13 protein-coding genes and 1 other RNA gene are annotated in these 15,578 nt (G+C 60.9%); 12 read left to right on the top strand and 2 right to left on the bottom strand.

All coding sequences use genetic code 11. The annotated features are described in order from the left end of the window. The first annotated feature begins 24 nt into the window (after nt 1-24). The 10 genes from H3T90_RS04760 (at nt 25) to leuA (ending at nt 10,109) form a co-directional block, all read left to right on the top strand. Nucleotides 25-261 carry a DUF4244 domain-containing protein gene (locus tag H3T90_RS04760; RefSeq protein WP_198229749.1) on the top strand — a complete coding sequence of 79 codons (237 nt, stop codon included), beginning with the start codon at nt 25-27 and terminating at the stop codon, nt 259-261. Beyond that, nucleotides 248-625, top strand: a complete 378-nt coding sequence (locus tag H3T90_RS04755; protein ID WP_198229748.1) for a TadE/TadG family type IV pilus assembly protein — start codon at nt 248-250, stop codon at nt 623-625. Before H3T90_RS04760 ends, H3T90_RS04755 begins: the two co-directional genes overlap by 14 nt. A gap of 3 nt (nt 626-628) precedes the next feature. Further along, nucleotides 629-1,024 (top strand): Rv3654c family TadE-like protein, encoded by a 396-nt coding sequence (locus H3T90_RS04750; RefSeq protein WP_110425887.1) that lies wholly within the window; start codon nt 629-631, stop codon nt 1,022-1,024. Nucleotides 1,025-1,094: 70 nt separating this feature from the next. Next, complete coding sequence (gene dnaX, locus H3T90_RS04745; protein ID WP_198229747.1) at nt 1,095-4,022, top strand: DNA polymerase III subunit gamma/tau; 2,928 nt, start codon at nt 1,095-1,097, stop codon at nt 4,020-4,022. Further along, nucleotides 4,022-4,624, top strand: coding sequence for a recombination mediator RecR (gene recR, locus H3T90_RS04740; protein WP_046323913.1), 603 nt, complete (start codon nt 4,022-4,024; stop codon nt 4,622-4,624). The genes dnaX and recR overlap by 1 nt, the downstream gene beginning before the upstream one ends. 157 nt (nt 4,625-4,781) lie before the next feature. Beyond that, nucleotides 4,782-5,615: an aspartate kinase gene (locus tag H3T90_RS04735; RefSeq protein WP_110413526.1), complete on the top strand. Its 834-nt coding sequence runs from the start codon at nt 4,782-4,784 to the stop codon at nt 5,613-5,615. Next, on the top strand, nt 5,612-6,175 hold the full coding sequence (locus tag H3T90_RS04730; RefSeq protein ID WP_198229746.1) for an ACT domain-containing protein: 564 nt from the start codon (nt 5,612-5,614) through the stop codon (nt 6,173-6,175). Before H3T90_RS04735 ends, H3T90_RS04730 begins: the two co-directional genes overlap by 4 nt. A 17-nt stretch (nt 6,176-6,192) precedes the next feature. After that, nucleotides 6,193-7,281, top strand: a complete 1,089-nt coding sequence (locus tag H3T90_RS04725; protein ID WP_198229745.1) for an aspartate-semialdehyde dehydrogenase — start codon at nt 6,193-6,195, stop codon at nt 7,279-7,281. A gap of 42 nt (nt 7,282-7,323) precedes the next feature. Further along, nucleotides 7,324-7,944, top strand: coding sequence for a DUF5701 family protein (locus H3T90_RS04720; protein WP_046323454.1), 621 nt, complete (start codon nt 7,324-7,326; stop codon nt 7,942-7,944). A gap of 254 nt (nt 7,945-8,198) precedes the next feature. Continuing rightward, on the top strand, nt 8,199-10,109 hold the full coding sequence (gene leuA / locus H3T90_RS04715; RefSeq protein ID WP_046323453.1) for a 2-isopropylmalate synthase: 1,911 nt from the start codon (nt 8,199-8,201) through the stop codon (nt 10,107-10,109). Nucleotides 10,110-10,204: 95 nt separating this feature from the next. Here leuA and H3T90_RS04710 read toward each other — a convergent pair whose 3' ends face one another. Then, nucleotides 10,205-12,427, bottom strand: a complete 2,223-nt coding sequence (locus H3T90_RS04710; protein WP_198229744.1) for a transglycosylase domain-containing protein — start codon at nt 12,425-12,427, stop codon at nt 10,205-10,207. A 192-nt stretch (nt 12,428-12,619) separates the two neighbouring features. On the opposite strand from H3T90_RS04710, the gene H3T90_RS04705 reads away from it, so the two are divergent. Next, on the top strand, nt 12,620-13,762 hold the full coding sequence (locus H3T90_RS04705; RefSeq protein WP_029678243.1) for an inositol-3-phosphate synthase: 1,143 nt from the start codon (nt 12,620-12,622) through the stop codon (nt 13,760-13,762). A gap of 235 nt (nt 13,763-13,997) precedes the next feature. Here H3T90_RS04705 and glf read toward each other — a convergent pair whose 3' ends face one another. After that, a complete protein-coding gene (gene glf, locus H3T90_RS04700; RefSeq protein WP_110425880.1) occupies nt 13,998-15,176 on the bottom strand; it encodes a UDP-galactopyranose mutase in 1,179 nt (392 codons plus the stop codon). Nucleotides 15,177-15,412: 236 nt separating this feature from the next. On the opposite strand from glf, the gene ffs reads away from it, so the two are divergent. Continuing rightward, nucleotides 15,413-15,503, top strand: an RNA gene (gene ffs / locus H3T90_RS04695) — signal recognition particle sRNA small type. Nucleotides 15,504-15,578 lie beyond the last annotated feature (75 nt).

Genomic DNA, 15,578 nt, shown 5'->3' with positions numbered 1-15,578 from the left:
ATAAGGCAACGTTCCAACCGGTTCATGACGGCTTTGTACGTCCGCATCAGCCAGGCTATGGATTCTGGAGTGCGTGCCCTGCATGTGCGGCTGAGCGTGGTTCTGGCTAGGCCTGAATCCGGGGCCATCACTGCTGAATACGCCGTGATCATGGTGGCGGCCGCTACGCTGGCCGGTGTATTGCTGGCAATTGTCAAATCCCCTTCCACACGCACTTTGCTGATGGGGCTGGTGAAGAAGGCGCTCAGTGCCGTCGGCTGAAAGACGGTATGGACGGAGACGAGGGTGGCAATCCGATAATGGCACGGTAACGGCCGAGTTCGCCATCATTCTTCCTGCTGTCATGGTCCTGGCTCTCATACTGCTAACGCTGACCCAGACGATCAGGATTGGCATGGTCTGTCAGGATGCGGCCAACGCGGCTGCCAGAGACCTGATCATCACTCGCGGCAAGAGCGATTCCCAAGAGTTGGTGCACCGGATGGCTGGGCCGCATGCCCAGGTGAGGCTGAGCCCATCAGCCGGACAGACGACAGTCAGTGTGTCATGTCCAGTGGTTGCCGGCCCAATGGGCGTGCTGCCTGCACAGGTCCATGGCATTGCCGTGGCCATCTGGGAGGAATGAGTCATGCCTGGACATGCCAGAAAGACGCGCCTGAAGCGTTCCGGTTCATGGATAAGGGGTTCGGATCCGGGTTCCGGCACGGTTCTGGGCATCATGCTGATGACTCTGGTCGGCCTGGGTCTGGTTCTGGCGGCGCTTCTGGGCAATCTCATGATCTGCCGGACGCGTGCACGTACCGGTGCCGATGTTTCGGCTCTTGCTGCAGCTTCTGCCCTGGACGAAGGACAGGCTCAGCCATGTAATCTGGCCTCCCGGGTCGCCCGGCTCAACCGTGGCGTCCTGACGGATTGTCAGGTGGATGGAGGTGATGTGAGGGTCTCGGTAGGCGTAGACACCGGAGTCCCGATGATGCCCCGTTTGGTCCAGTCTGCCCGGGCAGGCCCCGAGCCCTGTGGATGAGGGAAGGAAGCGGGGCGAAAGCCTTAGGAAGGTAAGCGAGCGTGTCTAAAGAAATGGATAGCCTTGAACCATGGCACTAGCACTCTATCGGCGGTATCGGCCTGACACTTTTGACGGCATAATCGGTCAGAAGCAGGTCACGGTCCCTCTCACCCGAGCTCTGGATGAGAACCGGCTGACCCACGCCTACCTCTTCTCCGGTCCCAGGGGATGCGGAAAAACCAGCAGTGCCAGGATTTTCGCCCGCTGCGTCAACTGCGCCAAGGGGCCGACCAGCCATCCCTGTGGCGAATGCGACAGCTGCAGGGATCTGGCCACAGGAGGCCCCGGTTCCATCGATGTGGTGGAGATTGACGCCGCCAGCCACAATGGGGTCGACGATGCTAGGGAGCTTAGGGAGCGGGCAGGTTTCGCCCCTGTGCGTGACCGCTACAAGATCTTCATTTTGGACGAGGCTCATATGGTCACCCAGCAAGGATTCAATGCCCTGCTGAAGATCGTCGAGGAGCCGCCGGAACATGTTATGTTCATCTTCGCCACCACAGAGCCGGAGAAAGTGATCGGCACCATCCGTTCCCGCACCCACCATTACCCCTTCCGTCTGGTGCCCCAGGAAGTCATGGGGCCTTACTTGGAGGGCATTTGTGAAAAGGAGAACATCAAGGCCGAGCCTGGTGTGCTCAAGCTGGCCATGCGGGCTGGAGGCGGATCGGTGCGTGACACTCTTTCCGTGCTGGACCAGCTCATGGTAGGCGCTGACGAGCACACCATTACCTATGATGCGGCTGTAGCGCTGCTGGGGTTCACTCCTGCCGCACTCATCAGCGAAGCTGTGGATGCGTTGATCGCCCACGATGGGGCTGGCCTCTACGGGGTCATTCAAAAGGTGGTCGTCGGCGGGTTCGAGCCTCAGCGCTTCGTTGAGGATCTGCTAGCCCATGTCCGCGACCTGCTGGTTCTCAAACTGGCGGGAGAGCGTGCTGAGAGCGTGCTGAGCGAGGACGCCGACGACGACCAGGTGGCTGATCTGCATCGGCAGGCGAATGCTCTGGATCTGCAGGTCCTGACCAGAATGGCTGACATCATCAATGATGCACTGGCGGGTATGAACGGAGCCACCTCGCCCAGGATGCGCTTGGAGCTGCTGGCTGCCAGGCTACTGGCAATTGGTTGCGAGCCTATGGAGCAGGCACCGGCCCCAGGGGCAACTTCCGCCGGTGGCATGGCCCCGGCACCCGCCCGTAGCGGGTTCATCGGCGCTGACAGATCACAGCAGAACGGTCGGCCGGCCAGAGCATCCCGGTCTGGGCGTGCTGACGAGGCTGATCGCTCTGAACAACCTGGCAGAGCAGGATCATCGTCTGCAGCAGCGCCTGTCTCCTTTGCCGGGCCGCAGAGCATGGCAGGCTCTCATTCCGATTCCTCTGCTGGCGGACGGCAAAAGGGCGAAGGACTGCCCACCCATTCCGGCTCAGGCTCTGCCCAACCCGAGCGCAAGCAAGCCCCTTCCTCGCCAACTGGGCAGACCGAATCAACCAATCCTTCCGGGCCTGCCCGGTCTACGGAACCGCCGCAGTCTGTACAACCGGAGGCTACGCGAGGACAGGGAACAGAGATTCCAACCGGCACAGAGCTGAATAAGCGCTGGGATGCTCTGGTGGCTGCCCTGCCGGAGGAGGTCCGCCAATATGTGGTGCGGGACCGGGTGCCTGCCGTGGACATGAAAGCAGACCCCTCCGGCCGCAAACGACTGTCTATGACCTTCGACCGTCCACTCAGCCAGCATGCCTTCGCCATGGCCGTGGCTGCGCAGTCGGTTGACGGGGAGACCAAAGTTCCACGTATTGTCATGGTTCGCGCTCGCCAGGAGTTCGGGCAGGACACTATGATCGCCCCATCAGGGACGGCTGCTAACGGCGAGACGGTAGAGTCCGTCAACAAGATGTCCCCCCAGCGTCGGGCAGAGGTCAAGAAGGAGGTGGCTCTGGCTCGGGCTGGCTTGGCCACCATGAACCTTGGAGCGGCGGTCATGCCTCATGCGGCCACGGAGCAAGGGCATGCCCCTAGGGAGATGACGGCCTCGGCGGGTCACCAGGGTGAGACCGGAGCATCGACGTCGGACGGAAGGTCCACCTCTGGAGAAGCTGCAGGCGACGGAAACTCCGACGACGCTCACCACCCGGTCGGCGGCCCGGTCCATTCGTCTCCGGAACCGTTGCCGGCTGCAGGCTTCGGCTCAACCGCTTCAACGGTGTTGCCGGACGACGATCCCTGGGCTCACCCCATTCCAGCGACTCATGCGCCGCAAAAGACCCGGCAGCCTGGTGATGGCAGCGACGGGACCACTATTCAGAAAGACCACGAGTCCAAAAAAGTTGCTCTGCCGGACATGAGCGATGACACGGATCCTTGGGCCCTGCCCGATTCCGGAATCACCGCTGCAGTTTCTACGGAGTCCTCCAACAGTCAAAGCCATGAAGCTTCAGACCACGGGCCTGGAGTTTCGAAATCGGTTGATTCGTCGGGTCAGGGAAGCGCCTCGGGTGCAACCTCGGCTCCGACATTGGGGACCGGATCGGTTGCTGACGAAGGGACCATGGCGACTGGCATCCCAACCTCGCCGGATATGCAGAGCGACGATCGCGGTTCGGGTACCGCAGGCGGCTCGGATGATTCCCGAGCAATGACAAAGGCATCCGGATCTGAGGACAGGAGGATGCCAGCAGGCTTCGCTAGCTCGGCCTCCAGTGGTCTCGGTCAGGATGCTTCATCCGCTGTGGCTGCCTCCCAGGATTCGGGGCCTTCCGTGGATCCCGAGGACGATGTCTATTCCATGGACGATGCCCGGCTCGGGGCGGACAATGCCATGAACCAGGATGAACTGACCAAAATGTTTGACGTGACTAAGGTGGAGGATTTTGCTGCTGACGACCCCCAGAATCCGATTAACGTCCAAAAGCGCCGGCAGGAACAGGCGCAGCGACAGGGAGGTGAATGATGGCTGCTACCTATGATGGAGCCATTCAAGAGCTGATTGATGCTTTTGCCCAGCTGCCGGGCATTGGCCCCAAGGGGGCGCAGCGTATCGCCTTCTATATTCTGGGAGCCGATCGGCGCAGTGCTCAGGACCTGGCTGATGCCATTGTTACCGCCAAGGAGAAGGTTCGGTTTTGCGAGATCTGTGGCAATGTTTGCGAGACCAGTCCATGTCCCATCTGCCAGGATCCACGTCGTGACCGTAGCATCATCTGCGTAGTCGAAGAGCCCAAGGATGTCATGAGCATCGAGCGTACCGGAGAATACCGGGGTTTATATCATGTGCTGGGTGGGGCCATCGACCCCATGTCCAACGTCGGGCCTGGTGATCTGCGCATTCCCGAGCTCTTGAAGCGGTTGGGCACGGATCAGGTCAAGGAGGTCATGCTGGCCCTTGATCCCAACATTGAAGGCGAGGCAACCACCACCTACCTGGGACGGCTGCTGGGTCCTCTAGATCTTCGGGTCACCAGGCTGGCCAGCGGCCTGCCTGTCGGTAGTGATCTGGAATATGCTGACGAGATCACCCTCGGCCGGGCGATTTCCGGCCGTCGGGATCTGTAAGGCACGTAGTCACTGATTCACGGCTTCCCCGGTTGCCGTCATTGTTTCGCATATTGGTGGAGGGGGTCTGATAGAACGGTGTCGTTCGTATAATCCATGTAATCAACATGTTGCAGATGATGGTCTAGTGGCTTAACCGTCGCGGGATGGAACAGCAGTGGCACTTATCGTTCAGAAATATGGCGGGTCCTCGGTGGCAGACTCGGACTCCATCAAGCGTGTGGCCAAGCGCATCATTGATACCAAGCGCGCTGGCAATGACATCGCAGTGGTGGTTTCCGCCATGGGTGACACCACTGACGATCTGATCGATCAGGCCATGGATGTGGACTCCAATCCTCCGGCCCGCGAGATGGACATGCTCATGACTGCGGGGGAGCGCATTTCCATGAGCCTGCTGGCCATGAGTATCCATGCACAAGGCGAGCATGCCCATTCCTTCACCGGTTCGCAGGCGGGATTTATGACTGATGCACGCTACGGGGCAGCCCACATCCGCCATGTTCGACCCCAGCGAGTCATGAAGGCCCTGGACCGGGGCGAAGTGGGAATTGTGGCAGGCTTCCAGGGGGTCAACTCCGACGGCGATGCCACCACCTTGGGCCGCGGCGGCTCGGACACCTCGGCTGTGGCCCTGGCTGTGGCGCTCAATGCGGATGTCTGCGAGATTTATACTGACGTGGATGGCGTTTTTACTGCCGACCCGCGCATTGTGCCCACCGCCCGAAGAATTGCCCGCATCTCATACGAGGAGATGCTGGAGATGGCGGCCGGCGGATCCAAGGTGCTGGCACTGCGCTGCGTGGAGTATGCCCAGCGCTTCCGCATGCCCATTCATGTGCGCAGTTCCTTTTCCCATCGTCCTGGCACGCTGATCATGCCCGACGATGTCGATGTCGACAAGATTCCCAATCTGGAGACCGGCCAGTTGCCGGACCGCCCCGCTGCACACACCGACAGGCAACGGGATATGACGGAAGGAAGGTCATGACCAACGGCGAATCCATGGGCGACTTGTTCCCGGACCTGAACGGCCCCGAGTCACCGATCATCTCAGGGGTTGCCCACGACCGCAGCGAGACCCAGGTCAGCCTGCGGGCCGTGCCGGATCGACCCGGCGTAGCCGCACAGCTCTTCACTATCCTTGCCGAGGGCGGCATCAACATAGATATGATTGTCCAGGCTGGGGCGGCCACCGGAACCGTGGACATCTCTTTCACGTTGCCGTCTGCTCAGGCTGATCAGGTGGTTCCCATGCTGGATGACTCCCGTGAGCAACTGGGGTTCCACTCGGTCGACATCAACCCTGAGGTGGGCAAGGTGACCCTGGTAGGGGTCGGCATGAAGACCCACTCGGGCATTACCGCCACCTTCTTCCGGGCCTTGAGCGACCGGCATATCAACGTGCTCATGATTTCGACCTCTGAGATTCGTATCTCCGCCCTGGTGCCCATTCAGAACTTGGACGAGGCGGTACGGGCCATCCATACGGCCTTCCATTTGGATGCCGATCAGGTCGAGGCGGTCATTTATGGCGGCACAGGTCGCTGAGCGGAGAGGAAAGAGCAATGACTGATAAGGCTGATTTGGCGAACAATGGTCGCCGTGGCATCAATGTAGCCGTTCTGGGCGCCACCGGCCAGGTAGGCATGGTCATGCGCCGCATGCTGGACGAACGGGACTTCCCTGTAGCTGACCTGCGCTTCATGGCCTCATCCCGGTCTGCCGGCGAACAGTTGCGCTGGCGTGACAGGACTATCACGGTCGAGGATGTGGAGCAGGCCGACCTGAGCGGAATCGATCTGGCCATCTTCTCCGCCGGCGGTTCGACCTCAGGAACTTGGGCCCCACGCTTTGCCGAGGCCGGAGCCTACGTGGTCGACAACTCCTCCCATTGGCGGATGGATCCCGAGGTTCCCCTGGTGGTGTCTGAGGTCAACCCCGAAGACCTGGATCTTATCCCCCGGAGGATCGTGGCCAATCCCAATTGCACCACCATGGCCTGCATGCCCGTGCTGAGTCCCTTGGCCAAGACATACGGTCTGCGCCGCCTGATCGTCTCCTCCTACCAGGCTGTGTCGGGGGCTGGTCGTGCCGGTGTCCTCCAGCTGCGCGACGAGGCCAAAACAGCCGTGGAGCAGGGTGCTGATCGTTTGGTCTTCGACGGATCGGCCATTGAGTTTCCCCCGCCCACCAAGGTGGTGCGCACTATAGCCTTCAACGCCGTTCCTTTTATAGGCGACTTGGTCGATGACGGCAGCGGGGAGACCGACGAGGAGCAGAAGCTGCGCAATGAGAGTCGCAAGATTCTCCACCTGCCTAATCTGGCCGCCTCCTGCACCTGCGTGCGGGTAGGAGTCTTCACTGCCCACGGCATGAGCATCAATGCTGAGTTTGATCGCGATGTCACTCCTGATCAGGCCCGCGACCTGCTGTCCAAGGCCCCCGGGGTAAGTCTGGCGGAAATACCCACTCCTCTGGACGCAGCTGGCAAGGACCCCAGCTTCGTGGGCCGCATCCGCCAGGACCAGGCCGTGGAAGGCAAGAGGGGATTGTCCATGTTCGTGGCCAATGACAACCTGCGCAAGGGAGCCGCCCTCAACGCCGTGCAGATCGCCGAGCTGATCGCCCGCAAGCACTTTGCTGACAGGATTTGAGATGATCGGTCCGCCTGCGGGGCACCGATTAGACTGGAGGCCATGACCAGATCTTCCCAAGAAGTGAAGCGGCAACTGGATCGGATCGTGGCCTTGGGTTATCCGGATGTGGCGGACATCAGCGCCGCCGCTTTCAGAGCCTTGGCCCAGCCCCTGATCTCTGCACTGGAGTCCACTGAGCTGGGCGAGCAGATCCTGCTCATCCCCACCAGGGAGCTGGTTTCGCCTGAGTCGCTGATCGCCCGGACCAGCATCAATCGCATGGCTGGCTTTACCACTATGCCTCCGCGCGACATTGCCAGCTTCCTACCGCAGAACGGGTTCGAGCCCCCCGAGGGGCCCTTTTACATCGTCCTGGAACCGCACACCGGGACCTGCTACACCAACCGCGAGCCGGACGTGGCCCGCAAGCTGATCGACTCAGACGACCGTCTCCCTCTGACCTTGGAGGAGGGTCTGGCCATCGCCACCCAGCATCCCGACTGGCTGGCGGTCAAGAACGGTTTCAACCTGCTGGGTTCTCACAGCGCCGATGGACGCGTGCCCAGCATCTGGATGAGCCAGAACGCCCCCCGTCTGGGTTCCGTCTGGCCTAACTCGCGCCACACCTGGCTGGGCAACGCCTACTGCGAGGGCCGTCGTGGTGTCTCACTCTTCCAGTGAGGCTCTTCAACTGAATCTTATGCAGCGAGCACTCTGTAAGTGCTTGCCTAGTCTGGAGTTTGCAGCTTGGATAACCTTGCGAATTACGCAAGACTTTGTGCCCTCGCCTTCCTCTGCGTCGTAATGCGGACCCGGACCGCATGTCCTGGCTCTCCTCCGGTAAAATAATGGCACCCCCGACACGGTTTCGGCCTGTCCGAACACCCATGGCCGGGTGATATTGCGGTTTCCGACGAACGAAAGAAGGAGGAGAGATGGATCAGGATCGTGCATCCGTGTTTGATCTTGCGGCCCAGGCCGCGGCGTCCAATGGAGGGAACAACGACCTGCTGCTGCCTCCCCCCAGGTTTGTGGGTTCGCCGCAGAAGCCCAGTGCCATGCCCTACAACAAGTATGTGGCCTATAACAAGCAGGTGCCTTTCGACTATCCGCAGCGCACCTGGCCGGGCAAGACCCTGAAGCGGGCGCCTCGTTGGTGTTCGGTGGATCTTCGCGACGGCAACCAGGCCCTGGTCGACCCTATGGATTCCGAGCGCAAGCTGAGATTCTGGAATCTGCTGATATCCATGGGCTTCAAGGAGATTGAGGTGGGCTTCCCCTCGGCCTCCGAGACTGATTACGACTTCATCCGCCTCCTGATAGAGCGCGAGCTGATTCCCGACGATGTGACTATCGTGGTCCTGACCCAGGCTCGCGAACATCTGATCCGTCGCACCTACGAGGCCCTGCGTGGAGCCAAGAGGGCCGTGGTCCACTTCTATAACTCGGTCTCGGTTCTGCAACGGGAGGTCGTCTTCCACAAGGACAAGGCCGGGATCAAGAAGCTGGCCACCGACGCAGCCGAGCTCTGCCGCTCCCTGGAGGCCGATGCCGGGGGTACTGATCTCTCCTATGAGTACTCGCCTGAGTCCTTCTCCGGTGCCGAGCCTGAGTATTCGCTGGAGGTCTGCAACGCGGTCATCGACGTGATCCGGCCTACGCCTGAGCATCCCATGATCATCAACCTGCCCAACACCGTGGAGATGACCACCCCCAACGTCTTCGCCGACGAGGTGGAGTACATATCCACCAACCTCAAGGACCGGGATGCGGTGGTGCTCTCCCTGCACCCCCACAACGACGAGGGTATGGCCGTGGCTGCCACCGAGCTCAGTCTGCTGGCCGGGGCTGACCGGGTGGAGGGTTGCCTGCTGGGCAATGGTGAGCGCACCGGCAACGTCGACATTTGCACGGTGGGGCTGAACCTGCTGGTCCAGGGGATCGATCCCCAGCTGGACTTCTCCGACATGCCCGGCATCCGTCGGACGGTGGAGTACTGCAACCAGATCGCCGTCTCCGAGCGGCACCCCTACGTCGGCAACTTCGTCTTTACGGCCTTCTCCGGCTCCCATCAGGATGCCATCAAGAAGGGTCTGGACGCTCGGCAGCAGGCCGCACTGCGCGCCAATGCCAACCCTGACGACTTCCTTTGGCTGGTGCCCTATCTGCCCATCGACCCCAAGGATGTGGGTGGTAACTACGAGGCCATCATCCGGGTCAACTCCCAGTCGGGCAAGGGTGGCATGGCTTACCTGCTCAAGGCCAACCATCATCTGGACCTGCCCAAGCGTCTCCAGGTGGAGTTCGAACGGCTGGTCCAGAGCTATGCCGACAGGACCAAGCGCGAGGTCAAGGATGCCGACATCTGGCGGCTCTTCAAGGACGAGTACCTGCCCGTGGAAGCTGGCGGGAGCGTGGTCGGCGGAGAGTCCATGGCCGATCAGCGCGATGAGACCCTGCGCCAGTGGGGACGCTTCAAGCTGCTGAATGTCGCAGTCACCTCCGGCGAGGACGGATCCGACACCGTCCTGGATGCCACCCTGTTGGACCGGGGGCTTGCCCCGGGTGATCCTGAGGTGAGGCGGCGTGTTCAGGGACATGGAAATGGCCCAATCGCGGCCTTCCTGGACGCGCTCAAGTCCCTGGATCAGACCGTCTCGGTTCTGGATTACGCCGAGCATGCCATGACCGCCGGCACGGATGCTCTGGCGGCTTCCTACGTGGAATGCCAGGTGGGCGAACCGGCCAGGTCCCGCGTGATTTGGGGCGTGGGCATCGATTCGTCCATCTCCACCAGCTCCCTCAAGGCCATTATTTCGGCGCTCAACCGCTTCCAGCGCGGCTAGAAGTCATAGAGAGGCAGCAACTCTCGTCAGCCTCACGGCCCAATCCGAACGCAGCTGATTGGTTCGGATCGGGCCAGGTTGTCCACGCTGGTTTACTACTGGGATTGCTCTGACTCGGAGTTGCCCTCAGTGGTTGTGCTGTTGCTGCTCTCGGCCTCGCCTCCGTTGCCTGAACCCGAACCACTGCTGGCTCCTGACTCCTCCTTAGGAGTTGTCTGCTGTTGGGTGCGTCGCTGAGGCATATATTCATAGTTGTAGCTGCGCCTGGGCGTATAAGAGTAGCTCCGTCTATATCCGGTGCCCCAGCTGCCATCCGGGCCGCCGATCTTGCCATGGTCTTCGGCCGCAGGGAAGCGCTCAACTGGGCTGTCGCCCAAGGCGGACTTCATGTACTGGGTGAACAGCGGGACCGGTAAAAACTCATTCTGATAGACCTCGGGCACCTTGAGTGCACTGCCGTCCTGTCCTTGGTTCCAGACAGCGAAGGTGGTCAGAACCGAGGGGGTGAATCCGATGAAGGAGATGGCTGTCTGGTCGTTGGCCGTGCCTGTCTTGCTGGCGATGGGCCTGCCTAGGGAACGCGCATAGGTGGCGGTGCCGTATTGAACTGTGGTGCTCATGGCTTTCTGTAGCAGGGCCACCTGGTCAACATTGAAGACCTGATCCGACTGGATCGCGGCCGTGTAGAGCTCCTGATCCTTGGCATCCTTGACCTGTGCCACCAGATGCAGCTTGGGCCGCTTGCCGCCATTGGCCAGCGTGGCATACCCCTGTGTCACGTCATAGACCGAGAGGGCATCCAGGCCCAGGGTGTCGAAGGTGGTCGTGTCGTCGATTTTGCCGGTGATGCCAGCAGTGTGGGCCACCTGGGCGATTTTTTGTGAGGTCACGTGTTCGCCCAGGTCCATGAAGACCGTGTTGACCGATCTGGCGAAGGCCGAATAGAGATTGATGTACCCGTAGCTGACGTTTCCGTCGTTGGCGACGGACTTGCCCACGCTGGAGAAGGTGCGCGGCGAATTGCCGTTGAAGACTGTGTTCAGGTTGACTCCATCCTGGATGGCGGCCAGAAGCGTGTAGGCCTTCATGGTCGAACCCACCTGGTAGGTCGCCTGATCCACGTTGTTGAGCGGGTGGGTCAGGTAGTCGTCACCGGCATACAGGGAGATGATGGCCCCGGTCTTGGGATCGACCGAGAGCCCACCGGTCTGCAGGGTGGGTGGCTGACGCTTGTTGCCTGTGGACGGGCTCGCCACCTGGAACATCAGATCCTGCTTGTCCTTTTGGATGGTGGTGATGATTCGGTAGCCGCCAGTATCCAGGTCGTCCGCGGTAAAGGGGGCCTTTTTGCCGGTGGACAGCTCATTGCGGACCATGCGCAGCAGGTAGCCGTTGGGCCCCTGATAGACGTTCTGCGGCGAGTACTTGATGGTCTGGGGCATCTGGGCGCCGACCCGGTCCTTGTGGCTGATGTAGTGGTCCTCCTCCATGATGCCCAGCACCCGGTGGAAGCGCGACTCGGCCTGCTTGGGGTTAATCGCCGGATCCCAGGAGGCCGGGGCGGGGATGATGCCGGCCAGCATGGCCGACTCGGGCATGGTCAGATCCTTGGCGTCCTTGCCAAAGTAGTTCTGCGCGGCGGCCTGGATCCCGTAGGCTCCGCGGCCGAAGTAGATGGTGTTCATATAGTTGCACAGGACTGTTTCCTTGCTCTCGGTCCTGGAGATCTTCAAAGAGAGGATGGCCTCGCGCAGCTTGCCTTTGTAGGTGGTGGTCTCACCCAGATAGTAGCGCTCGGCGTACTGCTGGGTGATGGTTGATCCGCCCTGCCGGGTGCCCTTGGTCACGTTGTTGAGCAGGGCCCGGCCGATGCCCTTGAGGTCGATGCCGTTATCCTTATAGAAGGAGCGGTTCTCTGAGGAGACGACCGCGTTTCCTACATACTTGGGCAGGACTGCGCAGTCGATGATCTCCCGGTTCTGGTCGGCGTAAGTGCCGATAGGGGTGGAGCCGTCAGCATAGTAGACCGTGGTCTTTTGTGCCAGGGCCTGCTTCTCCGGCGGGATGATCTCAGTAGTCAGGTATAGGTAGGCGAAAGCTGCTGCCCCGACGACAAGCACCAGTCCCAGCAGACCCAGGGTCCACTTGAGCAGACGATGTGACTTGCGGCGCCGCCTGCGACGAGGTCCGCCGCCCCGGGGATTGCGGTCGGCATGTCGCGAGGTGAGTCTGTCGGCGCGATTGCTGCCACCGCGTGACCCGGACCGGACCCTGCGGGTGGGCGAGGTCGAACTGACTGAACGAGTCTGATTGGCCATGCCAACCACGCTATCCGGCAGGGCTGAAAACTGTTCGACCTAAGGCTGAACGTTCATCATTTTCGTACGTTTGCGCCATCCTTGGAGGTCTGTACTGTCGGCGGGCGCGCATATGAGGCCCATTCCATCATGCTATCTACCGGGAGAAGGTATGCTTAGGTTGGAATAACTCAGTAAATCAGAGGAGTTTGTATGAGCATCCGTGTAGCTATAGCGGGCGTGGGCAACTGCGCTTCCTCGCTGGTACAGGGAGTCGAGTATTACAAGGACGCCAAGGATGATGACAAGATTCCTGGCATCATGCACGCCAACTTCGGCGGCTACCGCATTCGTGACGTGGAGTTCGTGACCGCCTTCGATGTGGATTCACTTAAGGTCGGCAAGGACCTGAGCGAGGCCATCTTTGCCTCGCAAAACAACACCTACAAGTTCTGCGATGTCCCCAACAAGGGCGTGGAAGTCCTGCGCGGGCCGACTGGTGACGGGCTGGGCGAGTACTACAAGAAGATGATCACCGAGTCGGATGCCGAGCCTGTGGATGTGGCCCAGGTCCTGCGCGACAAGAAGGTCGATGTGCTGGTCTCCTACCTGCCCGTCGGCTCTGAGCAGGCCGACAAGGCCTACGCCACCGCCGCCATCGAGGCCGGTTGCGCCTTCGTCAACTGCCTGCCCGTCTTCATCGCCTCCGACCCCGAGTGGGCTCAGAAGTTCCGCGATGCCGGCCTGCCCATCGTGGGCGACGACATCAAGAGCCAGGTGGGCGCCACCATTACCCACAGGGTCATGGCCCGCCTCTTCGAGGATCGCGGCGTGCGTCTGGACCGCACCTACCAGCTGAACGTGGGCGGCAACATGGACTTCATGAACATGCTGCAGCGCACTCGTCTGGAGTCCAAGAAGGTTTCCAAGACCCGTGCAGTCACCTCCATCGTTCCTCACGACATGGATCCCCACAACGTCCACATCGGTCCTTCCGACTATGTGGCCTGGCTGGATGACCGCAAGTTCGCCTTCGTGCGTCTGGAAGGCACCACCTTCGGTGATGTCCCGCTGAACCTGGAGTACAAGCTGGAGGTCTGGGATTCGCCCAACTCGGCCGGCATCGTCATCGACGCACTGCGTGCCGCCAAGATTGCCCTGGACCGCCATCTGGCCGGCCCAGTGCTGGCACCCAGCTCCTACTTCATGAAGTCCCCTGCTGTCCAGCATGAGGATAACGAGGCCCGCCAGTTGGTCGAGGACTACATCGCCGGCAAGGTGGAGGGCGACGAGAGCGCCCTGGATGCCGATGTCAAGGCTGCCAAGGAGAACGGCAAGGACGTCTGGCACGCCTGAGCCTGCAGATCCTGCCTGTTTGATTTCTGAGGCGCCTCTTCGAAGGGTGTCCCGGAGGTATGAATGGCAGATGCTTGGTCTAAAAAGGCCGGCCGCTTTCGTGAGTGGCCGGCCTTCTCGTATTCGGATTGAAATAGCAGTTCGGATTAGCTAACTTCGCCTGATGCTGGGAACTTCAGTCTCATGCCCCCTTTAAGGATTACCTTGGAAGGGCGTTAGGAATCAGGTTCCGGTTTCAGTCCTTGGCGTGGCCTACCAGGGGGGCGATTCGCTTGTCCCAGGCGTCCAGGGCCGAGTTGATGACCTGGTGCATGTCGTAGTAGGCATAGGTGCCCAGGCGACCGCCGAAGACGACCTTCGGCTGTTGGGCTGCCAGCTGCTTGTACTGGGTATAGAGGGCCCGGTCGTCGCCTGTATTGATGGGGTAGTAGGGTTCGTCGCCCTTGCCGGCGAAGCGGCTGTACTCCTCCCAGACCACGGTGCGCTCATGGTTCTGCTGGTCGTAACGCTCAGGGTTGAAGTTCTTGAACTCGATGGCACGGGTGTAGGGGACGTCAGGATCGGAGAAGTTCATGACCGGGCAGCCGAAGTGGTCGTCTTCGTCGTAGCGGCGCTCCTTGAAGTCCACGGTCCGCCACTTGAGCTCGCCCAGACGGTAGTCGAAGTAGCGGTCGACCGGGCCGGTGTAGACCACGGGGACCTGGCCCACCAAAGCATCCCGGTTCCAGGGCTGGGAGTTGTCGAAGAAGTCGGTCTTCAGGCTCACCTGGATGCGCGGGTCGTCGATCATCCTCTCGAACCAGGCCGTGTAGCCGTCCTTGGGCAGGCCCTCCCAGGTGTCCTTGAAGTAGTGGTTGTCGTAATTGAATCGCACCGGGAGCCGTTTGATGATCGAAGCCGGCAACTGAGAGGGGTCGGTCTGCCACTGCTTGGCCGTGTAGTTCTTGATGAAGGCCTCATACAGAGGCCGGCCAATCAGGGAGATGCCCTGGTCGTTCAGGTTGCCCGGGTCGGTCCCGGCCAGTTCGCCAGCCTGTTCGCGGATCAGTTCACGGGCCTGCTGGGGCGTGTAGTGGGCGTGGAAGAACTGGTTGATGGTGCCCAGGTTGATGGGCAGGGGGTAGACCTCGCCCTTGTGGGTGGTGTAGACCCGGTGGGTGTAGTCGGTGAATTCGGTGAAGCGATTGACGTACTCCCAGACCTTTCGATTGGAGGTGTGGAAGAGGTGGGCCCCATACTTGTGGATTTCGGCCCCGGTCTCCTCGTCCATATAGGAGTAAGCATTGCCCCCGATGTGGTCGCGCACGTCGATGATCCGTACCCGGGCCCCGCTGTGCTCGACCGCCTGCTGGGCCACGGTCAGACCGAACAAGCCAGCGCCCACAATCACCAAATCAGCATCCATGTCAGCCATTCGTCTTCAGCCATCCATCCCTTGTCGCTGTGATGCCGGGCTCTCTACTGTCTACCGCCAGGGTCCGGCTCGATCCGTGATCAACCGCTGGAGTACGGCGATCCTGTTGCCTACATGCTAGCGGACAGGTCTGGTCAGGGAAGCGGCGGGCAGCAATATCGACTGAATACGCACCTGGTGTCGATGGGTCGGCGCTTGTCAGTGGACAAGTGGAGCCTGTCTGCTATCATGGTGACTTGCTCTCACGTGGCGTTATGTCACCCAATCCCCCCAGGGCAGGAATGCAGCAAGGGTAAGTGGCCTCTGGCGGGTGCGTGGGAGTTTTCCATATTCGCCCTGACTGAACCGGTTGGAGTCGTGAAGGGAGCGCATTCGTCGGACGGGGTGTCGGATGTCGACCCA

The sequence above is a fragment of the Bifidobacterium polysaccharolyticum genome, assembly GCF_016101585.1.
Taxonomy (GTDB): Bacteria; Actinomycetota; Actinomycetes; order Actinomycetales; family Bifidobacteriaceae; genus Bombiscardovia; species Bombiscardovia polysaccharolytica.
This window is presented reverse-complemented; position numbering and strand designations above follow the sequence as displayed.